We start from the raw sequence: 16,869 nt of genomic DNA, 5'->3' as shown, positions 1-16,869 counted from the left end.
TATGAAAAAAACATTACAAATTTCCAATATCATAGCTTTCTTAGCTACTGTATTTATTAATTATTTCGCCAATACTGGAAAAATGAATGGAACTACAGTAGGAGAAGTATCGAATAATATCAATTCCCTTTTAACGCCCGCAGGCTATGCCTTCTCTATTTGGGGAGTTATTTATTTAATGTTGTTGGGCTTTGTAGTTTATCAAGGTAGAAGTCTTTTTGCTAAAGTGCGAGATGATCAATTTATTTTAGATACAGGTTGGTGGTTTGTAATTTCGTGTATCGCCAATTGTTTGTGGATTGTATTATGGATATACGGGTTTATAGGTTATTCTATAATTGCAATATTTACACTTCTCTTTTCAATTTTAAAAATTGTAATGAAAAATAGAATGGAACTGTGGGACGCTCCAATTTCTGTAATTGCATTGGTTTGGTGGCCATTTGTATTTTATAGTGGATGGGTTACAATAGCAAGTGTCGTAAATGTAGCTGCTTATTTAAAAACTGTAAACTGGAATGGATGGGGAATAAGTGAAGTTACATGGACGGTTGTAATGATTGTGCTTGCAGGTGTAATAAATTTAATTGTCACTTGGAAAAGAAATATGCGTGAGTTTGCTTTGGTTGGAACTTGGGCCTTAGTAGCTATAGCTGTTGCAAACTGGGATGAAAACAAAATTGTTGTTTATGTGTCTTTATTAGTGGGGGCAGTACTTTTTATAAGTAGTAGCTATCACGCTTTTAAAAATCGTGAAACGAGTCCGATTAATAAGTGTAAAGAATATTTAAATAATTGAGTTTATTTTATAAAAGGACGTGTTTTTTTACTTATATATTATTTATAAATCTTTTCTTTTGTGATATTCAATACAAACCAATTAAAAGATTACTAATTATGTTAAAGTTTTAATTTTGTCCCTTTGAAAAATACTGATTTTATTGACTTTTTCATTTTTTGCTTATGAAATGATATTTTATTTGTTAAAATAATTGTTTTATATCTTTTATTTAAGTGGATTTTAGTTTTATTTTGTATAGGTAAATCAAACATTAACTGAATTATTCACTAAATCAAAGTAATCATGAAAAACATTTACAAAATTGTTTTTTCAATGTCCTTATCATTACTTTTCTTACCTGGACAGGTTTCCGGGCAAGAAAAAGATGATATAAAGAAAAGCAATAATCAACAACAAGGACTAGTAGCATTTGATGCTTCTCACTCGTATTCCCTTCAAAATTCAACTACAATTTTTAAGGATGTTTTAAACCCCTCCCCACAAACTTCCTTTACGACACTAAGACAAGAGCAAGATCACTTAGGTTTTACGCATAAAAAGATGCAACAATACCACAAGGGTATAAAGGTTGAATTTGCAACGGTAACATTAAGTAGTAAAAATGGTAAGGTTCAAACATTGAGCTCTGCTTATTTTCCTATAGAAGATGACTTAAACACTAGCCCATCAATTAGCAGTAATCAAGCGTTATCTAGAGCAATGAATCATGTGGGTGCTAGCTCCTACTTGTGGCAGAATCCAACTGAAGCAGCTTTATCTAATTATTCGAAACCTTCCGGAGAATTGGTGATTTTACCAGCTCTTGAAAATATTAACAACGCAAATCGCTTAGCATATAAATTCGATATTTATGCAACGGCTCCTTTATATAGAGCTGATGTTTATATAGACGCTAAAACAGGTCAGTTTATAATGGAAAATAAGCGAATTCATCATGCAAACGTACCTGCAACAGGAACTAGTCTTTACAATGGCAATGTATCATTTACTGCAGATAACGCATCTGGACCTTACCGTTTGCGTCAAACAGCAAGTGGTGGAGGAATTCAAACATTTGATTTAAATAACGGCACCAATTATAACAATGCTTCAGATGTAACAAGTAATTCTACAAACTTTACTGGTAATGCTACTGGTGTGCAAGCACATTGGGGTGCAGAAAGCACTTGGAATTATTTCAATCAAAAGCATGGAAGAAACTCATATAACAATGCAGGTGCAGTTATAAAATCGTATGTAAGCTATTCTAGTAATTATGTAAATGCTTTTTGGGATGGTAGCCGTATGACTTACGGAGATGGAGATGGTACCAATTATGGACCATTAGTTTCATTGGATATTTGCGGTCACGAAATTACTCACGGTGTTACTGAATATTCAGCAAACCTTGTTTATAGCTACCAATCTGGAGCTTTAAATGAATCGTTTTCAGATATTTTTGGAGAGTCTATCGAGAAATATGCTTCAGGAACAAACGATTGGTTGATGGGAGACGATATTGGAGCAGGTGGAAGCGGTGGAGCCTTGCGCTCCATGAGCAATCCTAATGCTTTTGGAGATCCAGATACTTATCAAGGAACAAATTGGCATACTGCATCAAGTGATAATGGAGGAGTGCATATAAACTCTGGAGTTCAAAACTTTTGGTTTTACGTGTTGAGCGTGGGTAAAAGCGGAACTAATGACAAAGGAGACAGCTATAATGTTACAGGAATTGGTATGGACAAAGCGGCAGCAATTGCATATAGAAACTTAACCGTTTATTTAAATGCCAATTCACAATATAGCGATGCCAGAAGTGGTGCTATCCAAGCCGCTAAAGATTTATATGGTGCAGGGAGTGCAGAAGAAATTGCAACTACAAATGCGTGGTATGCAGTAGGAGTTGGTGCAGCTTACGGCGGTGGCGGCGGAGGCGGTAGCGACTACTGTGCTTCTCAAGGAAATAATGTAAATGATGAGTATATCAGCAGAGTTCAATTAAACACTATTGACAATGCTTCTGGAGCTCAGAAATATTCAGATTTTACAAGTATCTCTACTAACTTACAAGAAGGAGCAACCTACACCATTACGGTTACACCAACTTGGACAGGAACCACCTACAACGAAGGTTATGCTGTTTGGATTGATTATAATGGAGATAAGGATTTTAACGATGCAGGAGAACTTGTTTGGTCTAAAGCAGCTTCAAAAAATACACCTAATAGCGGAACATTTACAGTGCCTTCTGGAACTGTAGGAGGCGAAACTAGAATGCGTGTTTCGATGAAGTACAACGGAATACCAACATCTTGTGAAACATTTAGCTACGGTGAAGTTGAAGATTATACAATTAACTTAGGTTCAGCTGGTCCAGATACACAAGCTCCAACAGCACCTACAAGTCTAGCAGCTTCAAATGTTGCACAAACTACACTTTCACTTTCTTGGAGTGCATCTACAGATAATGTTGGTGTTACAGGATATGAAGTTTTTCAAGGTAGCTCAAGTTTGGGTACGGTAACTGGTACTACAGCAAATATTACTGGATTATCACCAGAAACGTCCTATTCGTTTAAGGTACGAGCTTACGATGCTGCAGGAAACAACTCAGTGTATAGCAATACTGTAAATGTTACAACGCTTTCTAATAGTACTGTAGAATATTGTAATTCTAAAGGAAACAACTCTAATTATGAATGGATCGACCTAGTGAAACTAAATAATTTAAATAATCCGTCTGGAAATGATGGTGGTTATAAAGACAATACAAATATGTCTGCAAATGTGCCTTATGGCTCAAATACGATTCAAATAAGTGCAGGGTTCTCTGGTAGAGGTTATACTGAATATTGGAAAATTTGGATTGATTACAACCAAAATGGAACTTTCGATTCTAATGAACTTGCAGTAAGCGGTTCGTCTAGAAGTAGTGGAACGTTAAGCGGAACATTTAATGTGCCGTCTACAGCTCTTGCAGGACCAACGAGAATGCGTGTGTCTATGAAATACAATAGCTCGCAAACTGCTTGTGAAACATTTAGTTATGGTGAGGTAGAAGATTATACTGTTGTAATTGGAGCGAATGGTGTTGCACCGCAAGGATTTGCTGGTGGTGACTCTGTTTCTTCTAACATGACACTATATCCAAATCCAGCTAAACATTATCTAAACATTGCGTTATTGGATGTAGTGGGTAAAGATTACGTAATTTATAATGTAATGGGGCAAATAGTAGGTAAGGGAGCATTTACTGAAAACTTAGATGTTTCTTCCTTACAAAATGGAGTTTATATGTTAGAGATAAACACCGAAGACTCAAAAATGATGAAACGATTCGTTAAAGAGTAAGTATTTTTTTCATTAACAAAGAGAGAGGCCCGATTTAAATTATAATCGGGCCTCTTATTTTTATGTCTAATAAAATTTATAGTGGAGCTCCCACTTGTATATCACATCTGTGTCCTGGTTGTCCGTGAGGAGGGTTTATTTTTCCTTCGCCAGATGCCTGAATAGGGCTTGATGTGTTTGTGTTCATTGGCTTAGCTTTTATAGTGCTAGATCCAGTGCCATTTAAAGGAGCGCCAACAGGAATTGTACAATCATGGCCTGGTTGTCCGTGAGGTGGATTAACAGCTAAATTGCCACTATTATTTGTTGATCCCTGAGTTTGGGTTGGAGCTACATTCTGTAACGCTTGCTTTTTCTGTTCAAGTGTAACCTCTTGCGGAGTTTGGGTTGTGCTCTCAGTCTTAGTTTCCTTATCATTACAAGAAACGAATAATAATGCTGAAGCAGCGAATAAGGTTAGAAATGATTTTGATTTAATTTTTGAAAATAACATACTTCTCTTCTTGTTTAATTTATGACCGCTAAAACTACAAAAAATTACATAGAATCACTCGTAGTAGATTACAGATCAATTTTTAAAGCTATACGGAGAGTATTTCATTCTTAGTTAAAATGTCTTCATTTCTGAGTCTTAAAAAAATTTGAGCGACTGCAATAGTATCTTTTTCGCAGTAAACGATTATTCTGTCAATGTCTTTTTCTTCATAAAATACACTACCCACTTGGCTGCCATCGATGTCGTCTTTAGGTGAGGGTATTCCGAGTACGTGTGTCATTAATTTAAGTGAAGTAAAAGTTTTATAATCCCCAAACTTCCATAGTTCTAGCGTATCTAGGTGAGGAACTTCCCAAGGTTTTTTCCCGAAGAGGTCAAGTTTAAATGGAATTTCAATTCCGTTAATTATCATTCGTCTAGCAATATATGGGAAGTCGAATTCTTTTCCATTATGAGCACAAAGTAGATGATTAGGTTTGTTGAAATGTGTGTCTAGAAGATTTTTAAAATCTTTTAAAATCTTCACCTCATCACCATGAAAACTGGTAACTCGAAAATTTCTAGTATCTCCTTTAAGCACAAAATACCCAACAGAAATACAGACTATTTTACCAAATTCAGCCCAAATGCCTGCTCGATCGTAGAATTCTTCGGCTGAAATATCATCTTTTCGTTGATATTTGCTTTTAAGATCCCACAGTGATTTTGTAGTATCATCAAGCTCATCATAATATTGATGCTGAGGTACGGTTTCGATATCCAAAAACAGGATGTTTTCTAAATTAATGCGCTTTATCATAATGATGAGGTTTATCTCTAATGCTTCATTAAAGCTACAAAAAATTAAAATCTTTCACCATAAAACAAGTGTAGCTGCCATACATTTACCTATCGCAGCTACACTTAAAAAATAGAATGTTGGAGTCTTTTAGTCAATTATATCAAACCCACAATAAGGAACTAAAACTTCTGGAATTCTAATTCCATCCTTTGTTTGGTAGTTTTCAAGAATCCCTGCCAATACGCGAGGAAGGGCTAAAGAGCTTCCATTTAATGTATGTACAAGCTTGTTTTTGCCATCAGAATCTTTAAATCGAAGCTTTAATCTATTCGCTTGGAATGTTTCAAAGTTTGATACTGAAGAGATCTCCAACCATCTATCCTGTGCAGTTGAAAACACTTCAAAATCATAGGTAAGGGCAGAAGTGAAACCTAAGTCGCCACCACATAACCTAAGGATTCTATAAGGTAATTTTAGTTCGCGAAGAATATCTTGCACGTGCTCTACCATCCCATCTAAAGCTTTATAAGAATTATCTGGATGTTCAACGCGTACAAGCTCAACCTTGTCAAATTGGTGTAAGCGATTTAGTCCGCGAACGTGAGCGCCATAACTTCCAGCTTCTCTTCGGAAACAAGGGGTGTAGCTAGTACAAGTAATCGGTAAATCTGAATTGCTTAATAAATCTCCTCTAAATAGATTTGTAATTGGAACTTCAGAAGTGGGAATTAAATAAAGGTCATCAACTCCTACGTGATACATTTGTCCTTCTTTGTCTGGTAATTGCCCAGTTCCGTACCCAGATGCCTCGTTTACTAAAAGTGGTACTTGGTATTCGGTGTAACCAGCTTTAGTGTTTTTATCAAGGAAGTATGTAATTAGTGCACGCTGTAAACGAGCGCCTTTTCCTTTATACACAGGAAAGCCTGCTCCGGTTACTTTAACGCCAAGTTCGAAGTCTATTAAATCGTATTTTTTTGCCAATTCCCAATGTGGTAAGGCACCTTCGTAAAGGGTTGGAACCTCACCTTCTTTGAAAATTTCTTCGTTGTCATTTTCATCAGTTCCAGCGGGAACCAAATCGTTTGGAATATTTGGAAGCGTAAATAATAACTCTTGCAACTTTTCGGCTGCAACAAGCATTTTCTCATTCAATTGCTTAGACGATTCTTTTAAAGTAACTGTTTTTTCTTTTAACTCATTTGCTTTTTGAACTTCTCCGCTTTGAAAAAGTTTTCCAATTTCCTTAGAATAGGAATTGCTCTGTGCCAAAACTTCATCTAACTGCGCTTGTGTAGCACGGCGTTCTTCATCATAAGTCAATACATCTTCTAATGTTGAAGTAGCATCAATACCACGTTTAGCAAGTGCTTGGATATACTTTTCTTTGTTTTCGCGAATGTCGGTTACTTGTAGCATATTCTATAATATATTTTGAATTGGCTAAGTTACAACAGACTCAAAAGGTTTTCAAATGCTTTGTAGTCTTTATTTATAAAAATGAAGAATTAATTGTGATTTAGAATGGAAATAAAAACTTCACTTACTAATGTAAGATTTAAATAGCTAAATAACCTAAGGAGTTTTGCGTTTAGTAAATTCTTCGGGAGAAGGTAAAATCCATTCACTATGTTTAAAAGGATGCCATTTCTCAGCTGCAATGTCGATACTTGGGTCTGTAAATTGATGATACGGGCCATAATTCACTCGCACTTTAGCATCAAGATAAACCGCTACGTCTCTTCCTTTTTCAGCTTCAACCTGTTTTATTTTTTGAGCTAATTGCCACATGATATCAGGTTTTGTGGTAACTGAAGCTTGTTGCTTAAGCCCTAAAAGGCTTTGATGGTCATAGAGCTCTCTTTTTCCATTTTCTTTGTCTTTTACATATACCTTCAGCATTCCACCTTTTGAGCGTAACATCATTCTCCAGCTTAAACGGTGCCCTTCTTCTGTCCAAAGTACATCGTCTTTAAAAAACCAATGACGCAATGGAAGCCCAAGCTGAAACAGGAAATAAATAGAAAATACACCAACTATCAGATGCTTATTTTTAGGGATAATCACCTCGTTGGCAGTGTATAATTTTTTACTCGGAAGAAACATTCTCTGAAGTATTTCCTTTGAGAAGAAAAACAAAGCAAAGGAAATCGACATATAAGGGAAAATTCCGATCTGAAAAACGATTGAATTAAATAGGTGAAAAAACACAGATATTGCAAACCCTAGTAGCCGTGTGCGTTTCCAAAGCATTAGCGGAACGATAAGCAAATCGAATAATATACCTGTGTACGTAATTGCCCAATGCACCCAATTTTGCTGTAAAAAGTCACCAATGAGCCAATAGTCACTTTTACTATTCATTAAAAGCGATGCCATTGAAGCGTCAAGCCAATCGGGATAAAACTTTGCAACAGAAGCGAAAGTATAAACTATCCAAACTTGTAAAATTAGCACTAATAATACCCAGCGAGGCATTGAAGGTGATTTAAGGGAGGGGTTTCTTTCTGCATCTATTGAAAGCCATCGGTTTGCTGGTAGAAAAGCCATAATCCAACACAACAGCATCATTAAATAGTAATGATTATTGTAATTAGACTTTTGCATTAAATACACTGCACTCCACATAATGGCATAAGCCAACATACTCACGCGGTATTTGTACCCAAGCATTACCCCAATTCCGAAAATACCCATTACCACGAAGTAGAAGTACATAAAGTCTCCCTGTAGGTGTTGCAGAAAATCGAAACCTATAAAGTTGAAAGTAAATGGAGGTTCTACCAAAGTACGACGCACCCACCCTGTAGCAATCGCGCCAAAAGCCTCAACGGTAATTAAAAAGCCAAACACTGCTCTAAATAGAACAAGACTTATATTGTCTATTTGTTTGAACAGGAGTTTATTCACGTTGATTTAAAAATTGAATTGCTTTTTTTTCGTCTTTTTCTATTTCTAACCTCAATACTTCCATTGAATCGAACGTTTCTTCGTCGCGAATGTGTTTTAAAAATTCGATAGTAATTTCCTTCCCGTATAAGTCTTTGTTAAAGTTTAAGAAATGTGTTTCTATCGTTCTTTTTTTTCCGCCAACTGTAGGATTTGTGCCGATACTAGTTATTCCATAGATTTTTTTGCCTTCAATTATAGAGGCTACTACATAAACTCCATTTTTGGGGATGAGTTTATATTTTTCTTTTAGTTTTAAGTTGGCTGTAGGATAGTTTATAGTGCGACCTAGCGCTTTTCCTTTTTCAATTTCCCCAGTCAGCATATAATTATATCCCAAATAGTTGTTGGCAGTTTCAATATCTCCTGCATTTAAAGCATTTCTGATTTTTGTAGAGCTGATGGTTACATCATCTAATTCTTTTGCAGAAATCTCTTCAACTTCAAAACCATAAGTTAACCCAAATTCTTTTAGGTTTTCAATATTTGCTGTTCTATTTCTTCCGAAACGATGATCGTAGCCTATTATTATTTTTTTGGCTTTCAGTCCGTTAACCAAAATATCTCTAACGTACTCTAAGGCAGTTAACCGTGAAAATGCATGAGTAAATTGATGGATTACCAAATGTTCAAGTCCTGTTTTTTCAAGTAATTGAGCGCGTTCATCAATTGTATTTAACAAGCTTATTTCTGAATGTTGCTGAAGTACCATTCGGGGATGTGGAAAAAATGTAAGAACAACCGAGTCTAAATCTTCTTTTTTGGCAGTTTCGACCAATCGTTTTAAGATAGCCGAATGCCCTATATGAACACCATCAAAAGTGCCAATAGTTACCACACTATGGCGGTCGCTCTTAAAAGTTGAAGCAGAGGTGTATTTCTTCAAAATTATTTTCCGTTAAAGGTATTCATAGTTATTTTCATTCCAGCAAGCGCAAAAGACTCAATTGCTTTGCAACCTACTTCTAGTCGTTCAGGGAGTGATTTGTTTTCTTCTTCATCCCATTCTCCTAGAACGTAATCTATTTGTTTTCCTTTCGAGAATGCATCGCTAATTCCGAATCGGAAACGGTTGTAATTGGTTGTTTGTAGGGTGTTTTGGATATCTTTTAATCCATTATGTCCTCCATCACTACCCTTTGTTTTAATGCGAATTGTACCGAAAGCTAAATTTAGGTCGTCGGTAATTACCAGCATATTTTCTAAGGGAATTTTTTCTTTATCAAGCCAGTAATTTACAGCTTTTCCGCTAAGATTCATAAAAGTGCTTGGTTTCAGAAAAATAAATGTTCGTCCCTTTACTTTATGTGAAGCAATATCTCCCAATTTTGCTGTTTCCCAAGTAAGTGAGTTTTTATCTGCATAAAAATCGAGTAATTTAAACCCGATATTATGACGAGTATTTGCATATTTTGGACCAATATTTCCTAGGCCTACAATAAGAAATTTTTTCATAGGATCTGTTTCTTCTGAAATAGTATGATGTTCTTTAGTTGAAAAGAACTTTTTAATAATAGAAAACATCTTTTTTAAAATCTTTGGTAAAAATAAAAAAAGCACCCTGAATTAACAGGATGCTTCTCGCTTATCTTTAATAAGATTAACTTATGCTTCAGCTGGAGCTTCTTCAGCTTCAGTAGCTTCTGCACCATCTTCAGTTTCGTCTTCATCAACGTCAGCAATTGCAGTACGAGATGTTCTAACTTGACAGATAACTGTGTTGTCTGGGTGCATGATTTTGTAATTATCTGTTTTAAGAGACTTAGTGTACATTTTGTTACCAATACGCATATCAGTAATGTCTGCTTCAATAAAATCTGGAAGATTTTCTGGTAAAGCTTTCACTCTTAATTTACGAGTAACAATACGTAAAGTACCACCACTACGAACACCACGAGAGTTTCCTGTTGTACGAACTGGAATTTCCATAGTAACTTCTTTATCATCGAAGATTTGGTAAAAATCGATGTGAAGAATACGGTCTGTCACAGGGTGAAATTGGATGTCCTGAAGGATAGCCTTAACTGTTTCGCCTCCTAGGTCGATTACAACTGTGTGTACGTCTGGAGTGTATACCAAGTTTTTAAATGCAATTTCTTCTGCTGAAAAACTAATTGGTTCTTCCCCTCCGTAAACTACGCAAGGAACCATTCCAGCATTACGTAGGGCTTTAGTTGCCTTTTTGCCCACGCTTTCTCTTTTTGATCCTTTAATTGTAATAGATTTCATTTCTTTTGAAATTTGTTTATTAATAAAAACTCCCTAAAAAGCTGTTTTTTAGGGAGTGCAAAGATATGGTTTATTTTGGAATTACGATTTATGTTTTCAACATTTTGATGCCTCACTGATAATCGAATCAAGAAACAGTCCAAAATATCAAGAGTTGTAGATTTTTTTTAATATGTTCCCTTGCTTTCTAAATCTCTCAATACCCATGATTTTTCCTCGAAATCGTAGCAGGGGGAATTTCGAAATTTTATCTAATAGAAGGTTAATTATTTAGAAGAACAAAGGGTAGCTGAGTGATTCCGATAGAAGGCTTTTAAGCGTTTTATCGGAATCGTACCGAAGCTACATTAAAAACTTACTGCTAATTGATTTATTAGCATTTACGCTTAACATAACATCTGCAAAAAGATTTGCACAGCTAATCACGCGTATTTTATTATGAGGTTTTGTAGGAATTGAATCTGAAACGATTAATTCTAACATTTGAGATTTTTCAATGCGTTCGTATGCGTTTCCTGATAATAGTGGGTGAGTACATACAGCTCTAACGCTTAATGCACCGCGCTCCATCATAAGGTCTGCAGCTGCAGTAAGAGTTCCAGCAGTATCTACCATATCGTCAACAAGAACGACATTCTTTCCTTTTACATCCCCAATTAATTCCATGTAAGAAATTACATTGGCTTTTTCGCGTTGTTTGTAGCAAATAACTACATCGCTTTCTAAAAACTTAGAATATGCATAGGCTCTTTTTGAGCCTCCCATATCTGGAGATGCAATTGTAAGATTATCTAGTTCTAAACTTCTTAAATACGGTAGGAATATAGTTGAAGCAAAAAGGTGATCTACAGGTTTTTCAAAAAATCCTTGTATTTGATCTGCGTGCAGGTCCATTGTAATAATTCGAGTAGCACCAGCAGTTTCAAGCATTTTAGCTACAAGTTTTGCAGCAATAGGGACACGAGGTTTGTCTTTTCTATCCTGTCGTGCCCACCCAAAATAAGGTAAAACAGCAGTAATATGTCTTGCAGAAGCGCGTTTTGCAGCATCTATCATTAATAATAGCTCCATTAAATGGTCGCTATTTGGAAAGGTTGATCCAATTAAGAACACTCGGCTTCCACGTACAGATTCCTCAAAAGAAGGTTGAAATTCTCCATCTGAATAATGAGAAGTAATTACTTTTCCGAGTGGGATACCAAAAGCATCAGCGATTTTTTTTCCAAGTTCTTCACTTTGTTTACAGGCAAAAATTTTCGGGGTTGGAGCAATATTTGGCATAAGGCAGATTATTGGTTTTGGTGCAAAGGTAAAAATTAATCGATAGTCACTTTGATAATTTGCCCTTTATCGAAACAAAAAAAATCAATTCAGATTCACTCAAAATAATGTGCCGAGAAGAACTAAAGTATATTTAAAATGAGAAATAAGAACTTCTCGATAAATTTCGCATTGAGGACAAGTAAATCAAACAAAAATTTTATTTTAAATACGCCGAATAAATAATCAATATTTTACAATTATTTACTTATTTTTGCATCCCCAATTGCTCGAGTGGCGGAATTGGTAGACGCGTTGGATTCAAAATCCAATGTCGCAAGACGTGCGGGTTCGATTCCCGCCTCGAGTACTGCAAAAGCTCCAACAACAATGTTGGAGCTTTTTTTATATCGGTTATCTATATATTAGAGTTTGGGTTGTTAGGAAGGATTGGCAGCCGAGAATATCTTCAACATCAGTTGAAATATAAAGACTTTTAGTGGTAAAATTTTCAAGCTTTAAAATTCTATATTGAGAGTGTCACAATCATTTTTTAAACAGTTTTTTAAAAAAAATAAATTGATTTTTAATATAGTAGTGACCTCTATATATTTATTCTATAACTGTTAACAGCGTTTGCGCCTTTGGTATTTCAACATTGAAAACCTCTTTAAATTTCTGGATAAAAACTTCATTCAGTTGGTTTTCGTCTATTTCTTTATTCAACTCAATGCTTACTGAAGTTACACCCTTGTCAGTAATGCCACAGGGTACGATGTTTTTAAAATAAGATAAATCGGTGTTGACATTCAAAGCGAGTCCGTGAATGGTAACCCATCGGCTACATCTAACGCCAATTGCGCAAATTTTGCGGGCTCTATACGTTTCAGGTTCTATCCAAACTCCTGTATATCCTTTAAGTCTTTCCCCTTTAATTCCGTATTCCTGAAGCGTTTGAATAACAGCCTCTTCAAGATTTCTAAGGTAGAGATGAATACTGCTTCCAAATTTTTCTAAATCCAAAATCGGATAGGCTACAAGTTGTCCTGGCCCGTGATAGGTGATATCGCCTCCACGATTTGTGTTGTAAAATTCAATTCCGTTTTTTTCGAGTTCTTCTTTTCTGAATAATAAATTCTCTGAATGCCCACTTTTCCCGAGGGTATAAACATGCGGATGTCTACAAATCAATAAAGTGTTTTCAACTTCTTCCGATTTGTTTGGGTCTTTCTTCTTCGAAATCACGTTTTTTAATAATTCTTCCTGAAGATCCCACGCATCTTTATATGGAATTGTCCCTAGAATTTTTAATTTAACTTGATTCATAGCCTTAATGATTAAACTTCACTGAAATATTAAGCTTTTTTAGCCTGAGCCGCTTTCCAGGTGTTAATTCCGTATCCTGGGATTGTTTGCTTTTCACTATGGTAAGAAGATCGAATCATCGGTCCGCTTTCCACATAATCAAATCCCATTTTATATCCCTCATCTCGAAGTTGTAGAAACTCTTGAGGTGTTATAAATCGTTCAACAGCTAAGTGTTTTGTTGATGGTCTTAAATATTGACCAATGGTAATAATATCAACTCCTACGGTTCTAAGATCACGCATAGTTTCCAGAATTTCATCAAATTCTTCTCCCAATCCCAACATAATTCCGGATTTGGTACGCATTCCATTTTCTTTTAAATATTGAAGTACAGATAGACTTCGATCGTATTTAGATTGAGGACGAACACTCGGAGACAACCTTCTTACGGTTTCTTGATTATGAGACACTACAGTTGGTGCTTCATCTACAATTCTTTGAATATTTTCCTCAACACCTTTAAAATCCGGAATCAAAGTTTCCAAAGTTAGATTAGGGTTCATTTTTTTAACAACACGAATAGTATTTGCCCAAGCTGTTGATCCGCAATCTGCTAATTCATCCCTGTCAACCGATGTAATTACAGCGTGCTTGATTTTCATTTTAAAAATAGCTTCTGCCACGCGTTTGGGTTCTCCAATATCTACAGCATCGGGACGACCAGTATTTACATTGCAAAATTTACATGCTCGTGTACAGGTGTTTCCTAGAATCATAAAACTCGCTGTACCAGCATTCCAGCATTCGCCAATATTTGGGCAGCCTCCACTTTGACAAATGGTATGTAGTTTATTATCGTTTACAATACCTCGAACTTTAGTGAAATTTTCTCCAGAAGGAAATTTCACTTTTAACCAAGCTGGTTTTCTTTTAAATTTTAAAGCTTGTTCTCCTTCTTCTCGAGCGTCTTTTACTTGATCTAGAATGGAATTAGGTGATGTACTCATTTCAAAAGTTATTTTTTGGCTAAATTAATCTATATAGATTAATTTCTGCTGAAAAATTTTACAGATTTCAGGTAAGCTTTGTTTACATGAACAAAAAACTATATGGACATTTATACTAAGGAACTACAGCCAATACTTGAAGATTATATTTCTAAAACTGTAAACATTTAAAACATAAGATGGACGCTATAGCTATTAAAAGGATGCTTTATATTTAAAAATAATTTTAAAGAATTGTAATGCTGATAATTATGGCGAAAATAATATTCATTTAAAGGCTAATCATCAAGTTAAAAGAATAAAAAAATCCTCAGAAAAGCTCTGAGGATTTTTGAATATTTAAAGTTGTATTCTTAAAACTTAGAATCAATTATTTCTTAATTATTCTTTTTGAAACCATTCCTTCAGCAGAACGAATTACTACGATATAGTTACCAGTTGAAAGATTACTTGCGGAAACGTTTGTTGATTTTCCGTTTAACTTTCCACTAGAAATCAAAGCTCCAGAGATATTATAAATTTGGTATGAATCTAACTCTAGGGTAGAAGCAACGGTAAATTCAGAATCAAAAACAGTAGGATAAACGATTACTTCAGTTGCATCAAAATTGTTGTTTTGAACACCTAAAACAAAGTTTAATACCGGATAACCTTCATTAACGCTTGAATCGATAGCCCAAGGTGCTTCAGGAGAACCTGCATTTAATAAATCTACTGTTTCAGCAGATTTCATTTCGGCGGTAGTAAGTGCAGTAACGTCTGGAGTCACTGGAGGCCCTTGTATTCCACCCACACCATCTGTCATTCCAGAAGATTCTGAGTCGAAATACAAATTTTCAACCACTATTTGACCGAATAATCCAATTGATCCACCTGCGTAATCAGGCGCAGTTACCGTTCCAGTAGAATATGAATTTTTAATTGTTAAAAAATTGTCTCCACCACCAATTAGACCACCTGCGCGTTCATCGTTAGCAACTACATTAGATCTTGAATAGCTATTGTCTATTGTATTAGTTCCTGAAAATCCAAAGGGATAGGAACCAACTAATCCACCTGATAATAGATCAGCTGTTACCGTGCCTTCAGAGTAGCATTCAATTACAGCAGAAGCATCAAAGCCTGTCCCCGCAAGACCACCTACTTGAAGCGTACCTGTAACATTACCAATTGCGTGACTTTTAGTGATAGTAGAGCTCGTTAAAAATCCACCAACCAATCCACCAGTTGTATATTTACCAGTTACGTTTACGTTAACAGCGCTACAATTTGCAATTAAACCATTGTCGTAAAGGTTAGCTACTAAAGCTCCTGTATTGTCATCGCCAATTACATTTGCAGTGTCAATATGAATATTTGAAAAAGAAGCACTTTGAGTATGGCCAAATAATCCTGCCATTTCCTCTTCTGGCATGTTAACCCACAAATTACTTATAATATGGTTGTTTCCTTCTACAGTTGCAGAAAAAGGAATTTCAAATTTAACACCAATTGGAGTCCATAAGTTTCCATCCAAATCTATGTCTGCACCAATTATAATGGTTTTACTCTCAAAAGAGTTTCCGTCTGCAACCAATTGAGCTAAACCAGCTAACTCTTCTGCAGTAGAAAGTGTAAATTCATCTTGAGCAGAATCGTACCAACTAGTATCGGCAAGGTCGCTCCAAGTTGTTGTAGGGTAAGTTTGTGCTTTGGCAAAGGTCGTGAATGCCAAAAATAATACTAAAAAGAATTGTAATTTTTTCATCATTTAAATTATAGGGTTTTCCGCAAATCTATTATAAAAAAGACAAACAAAAATTTTTTTAAAATGCTGTACTGATAAGCGATAACGTGCGTTTTGTTGTCGTTTTAATAAATAACAAACACTATCATTAGTGAAAATGTTAATAAAGTAATTGGTGTTATTAAAATTTAAGTGTAATATGTAGAATGATGTAAATGAAAAATAGTACTCTTTTCTTTTAATAATTTATTAAATTACTTAACAAACACCTAGAATTATTAAATATATCTAAGTATTTGACTTGAAAACATAAGCGAATTCTTCTACATTATCTCTATATTTGGCGTAATACCATAATTATTATCCCCAATGTCAGATTTTTGGCTTTATTTTAATCTAGGTCTAAACCATGTTTTAGATTGGAGAGCATACGACCACGTTTTATTTTTAATAGTGCTTAGTGCGGCTTATACATTTTCATCTTGGAAAAGGCTGCTAATTTTGGTTACTCTATTTACCGTAGGACACACACTATCGTTAGTATTAGTAAATTATAACGTGATAAGTGTTTCAAGTAGTGTTATTGAGTTTTTAATACCAATAACTATTTTGATGGCGGCTGTTTATAATCTGATCACTGCCAAAAAGCATAAGAAAAACGATAAAATGACTGTTTTTTATGTGCTTACCTTGTTTTTCGGATTAATACACGGATTGGGCTTCGCAACATTCTTTACTGCATTAGAAAGTGATGGAAAACTACTTCCACTATTACAATTTGCCTTAGGTATAGAAGCGGCTCAAATAATAGTTGTAATAGTCTTGTTAATTTTTGCGTTTATTTTTCAAAGTATTTTCCGCCTCAATATACGTGATTGGATTTTGGTTTTATCTTCAATTGTAATAGGAATGGTCATCCCGATGTTGGTTGATAATTGGATTTTTTAAGAGAAGGGACACAGTATTATAGAGAAAAGG

General features: G+C 35.2%; 14 protein-coding genes and 1 tRNA gene. 4 read left to right on the top strand and 11 right to left on the bottom strand.

Going from position 1 to position 16,869, the window contains the following annotated elements; translation table 11 throughout:
• The first annotated feature begins 1 nt into the window (after nucleotide 1).
• Together RT250_RS03745 and RT250_RS03740 are read left to right on the top strand one after the other, a co-directional pair.
• The gene (locus RT250_RS03745) at nucleotides 2-799 is read left to right on the top strand and encodes a TspO-related membrane protein (RefSeq protein ID WP_313112286.1); all 798 of its coding nucleotides are present in this window, start codon (nucleotides 2-4) and stop codon (nucleotides 797-799) included.
• 285 nt (nucleotides 800-1,084) lie between these two features.
• Nucleotides 1,085-4,135 carry a M4 family metallopeptidase gene (locus tag RT250_RS03740; protein ID WP_313112284.1) on the top strand — a complete coding sequence of 1,017 codons (3,051 nt, stop codon included), beginning with the start codon at nucleotides 1,085-1,087 and terminating at the stop codon, nucleotides 4,133-4,135.
• 76 nt (nucleotides 4,136-4,211) lie between these two features.
• Here the strand turns inward: RT250_RS03740 and RT250_RS03735 are convergent, their stop codons facing one another.
• From RT250_RS03735 to RT250_RS03700, 8 genes are all read right to left on the bottom strand, one after another.
• Nucleotides 4,212-4,628 carry a hypothetical protein gene (locus RT250_RS03735; protein ID WP_313112282.1) on the bottom strand — a complete coding sequence of 139 codons (417 nt, stop codon included), beginning with the start codon at nucleotides 4,626-4,628 and terminating at the stop codon, nucleotides 4,212-4,214.
• An 88-nt stretch (nucleotides 4,629-4,716) separates the two neighbouring features.
• Nucleotides 4,717-5,430: a 3'-5' exonuclease gene (locus RT250_RS03730; RefSeq protein WP_313112280.1), complete on the bottom strand. Its 714-nt coding sequence runs from the start codon at nucleotides 5,428-5,430 to the stop codon at nucleotides 4,717-4,719.
• Between the two features lie 129 nt (nucleotides 5,431-5,559).
• A complete protein-coding gene (gene serS, locus RT250_RS03725; protein ID WP_313112278.1) occupies nucleotides 5,560-6,831 on the bottom strand; it encodes a serine--tRNA ligase in 1,272 nt (423 codons plus the stop codon).
• A 156-nt stretch (nucleotides 6,832-6,987) separates the two neighbouring features.
• Nucleotides 6,988-8,322 carry an HTTM domain-containing protein gene (locus tag RT250_RS03720; protein WP_313112276.1) on the bottom strand — a complete coding sequence of 445 codons (1,335 nt, stop codon included), beginning with the start codon at nucleotides 8,320-8,322 and terminating at the stop codon, nucleotides 6,988-6,990.
• Nucleotides 8,315-9,247 carry a bifunctional riboflavin kinase/FAD synthetase gene (locus RT250_RS03715; RefSeq protein ID WP_313112274.1) on the bottom strand — a complete coding sequence of 311 codons (933 nt, stop codon included), beginning with the start codon at nucleotides 9,245-9,247 and terminating at the stop codon, nucleotides 8,315-8,317. The genes RT250_RS03720 and RT250_RS03715 overlap by 8 nt, the downstream gene beginning before the upstream one ends.
• Before the next feature lie 2 nt (nucleotides 9,248-9,249).
• Nucleotides 9,250-9,885, bottom strand: a complete 636-nt coding sequence (gene pth, locus RT250_RS03710; protein ID WP_313112273.1) for an aminoacyl-tRNA hydrolase — start codon at nucleotides 9,883-9,885, stop codon at nucleotides 9,250-9,252.
• A gap of 81 nt (nucleotides 9,886-9,966) precedes the next feature.
• Nucleotides 9,967-10,590: a 50S ribosomal protein L25/general stress protein Ctc gene (locus tag RT250_RS03705; RefSeq protein WP_139854241.1), complete on the bottom strand. Its 624-nt coding sequence runs from the start codon at nucleotides 10,588-10,590 to the stop codon at nucleotides 9,967-9,969.
• Nucleotides 10,591-10,932: 342 nt separating this feature from the next.
• Nucleotides 10,933-11,871, bottom strand: coding sequence for a ribose-phosphate pyrophosphokinase (locus RT250_RS03700; protein ID WP_313112270.1), 939 nt, complete (start codon nucleotides 11,869-11,871; stop codon nucleotides 10,933-10,935).
• A gap of 267 nt (nucleotides 11,872-12,138) precedes the next feature.
• Here RT250_RS03700 and RT250_RS03695 point away from each other — a divergent pair.
• A tRNA-Leu gene (locus RT250_RS03695) sits at nucleotides 12,139-12,220 on the top strand.
• A 242-nt stretch (nucleotides 12,221-12,462) separates the two neighbouring features.
• Here RT250_RS03695 and lipB read toward each other — a convergent pair.
• The 3 genes from lipB to RT250_RS03680 form a co-directional block, all read right to left on the bottom strand.
• Complete coding sequence (gene lipB, locus RT250_RS03690; RefSeq protein WP_313112269.1) at nucleotides 12,463-13,176, bottom strand: lipoyl(octanoyl) transferase LipB; 714 nt, start codon at nucleotides 13,174-13,176, stop codon at nucleotides 12,463-12,465.
• A 29-nt stretch (nucleotides 13,177-13,205) separates the two neighbouring features.
• On the bottom strand, nucleotides 13,206-14,165 hold the full coding sequence (lipA, locus tag RT250_RS03685) for a lipoyl synthase (protein ID WP_313112268.1): 960 nt from the start codon (nucleotides 14,163-14,165) through the stop codon (nucleotides 13,206-13,208).
• A gap of 370 nt (nucleotides 14,166-14,535) precedes the next feature.
• Nucleotides 14,536-15,915, bottom strand: a complete 1,380-nt coding sequence (locus tag RT250_RS03680; protein ID WP_313112267.1) for a T9SS type A sorting domain-containing protein — start codon at nucleotides 15,913-15,915, stop codon at nucleotides 14,536-14,538.
• A gap of 345 nt (nucleotides 15,916-16,260) precedes the next feature.
• On the opposite strand from RT250_RS03680, the gene RT250_RS03675 reads away from it, so the two are divergent.
• Nucleotides 16,261-16,839 carry a HupE/UreJ family protein gene (locus RT250_RS03675; RefSeq protein WP_313112265.1) on the top strand — a complete coding sequence of 193 codons (579 nt, stop codon included), beginning with the start codon at nucleotides 16,261-16,263 and terminating at the stop codon, nucleotides 16,837-16,839.
• The last annotated feature ends 30 nt before the right edge of the window (nucleotides 16,840-16,869 follow it).

The sequence above is a fragment of the Aequorivita sediminis genome (genome assembly GCF_032080575.2).
Classification (GTDB): Bacteria; Bacteroidota; Bacteroidia; order Flavobacteriales; family Flavobacteriaceae; genus Aequorivita; species Aequorivita sediminis.
The sequence above is the reverse complement of the archived record's forward strand: the minus strand, read 5'-3'. Positions and strand labels throughout refer to the sequence as shown.

Bases quoted from the DNA above. Each gene is read 5' to 3' on its own strand.
- RT250_RS03745 (WP_313112286.1), top strand. From the start codon at position 2: ATGAAAAAAACATTACAAATTTCCAATATCATAGCTTTCTTAGCTACT.
- RT250_RS03740 (WP_313112284.1), top strand. From the start codon at position 1,085: ATGAAAAACATTTACAAAATTGTTTTTTCAATGTCCTTATCATTACTT.
- RT250_RS03735 (WP_313112282.1), bottom strand. From the start codon at position 4,628: ATGTTATTTTCAAAAATTAAATCAAAATCATTTCTAACCTTATTCGCT.
- RT250_RS03730 (WP_313112280.1), bottom strand. From the start codon at position 5,430: ATGATAAAGCGCATTAATTTAGAAAACATCCTGTTTTTGGATATCGAA.
- serS (WP_313112278.1), bottom strand. From the start codon at position 6,831: ATGCTACAAGTAACCGACATTCGCGAAAACAAAGAAAAGTATATCCAA.
- pth (WP_313112273.1), bottom strand. From the start codon at position 9,885: ATGTTTTCTATTATTAAAAAGTTCTTTTCAACTAAAGAACATCATACT.
- RT250_RS03705 (WP_139854241.1), bottom strand. From the start codon at position 10,590: ATGAAATCTATTACAATTAAAGGATCAAAAAGAGAAAGCGTGGGCAAA.
- RT250_RS03700 (WP_313112270.1), bottom strand. From the start codon at position 11,871: ATGCCAAATATTGCTCCAACCCCGAAAATTTTTGCCTGTAAACAAAGT.
- lipB (WP_313112269.1), bottom strand. From the start codon at position 13,176: ATGAATCAAGTTAAATTAAAAATTCTAGGGACAATTCCATATAAAGAT.
- lipA (WP_313112268.1), bottom strand. From the start codon at position 14,165: ATGAGTACATCACCTAATTCCATTCTAGATCAAGTAAAAGACGCTCGA.
- RT250_RS03680 (WP_313112267.1), bottom strand. From the start codon at position 15,915: ATGATGAAAAAATTACAATTCTTTTTAGTATTATTTTTGGCATTCACG.
- RT250_RS03675 (WP_313112265.1), top strand. From the start codon at position 16,261: ATGTCAGATTTTTGGCTTTATTTTAATCTAGGTCTAAACCATGTTTTA.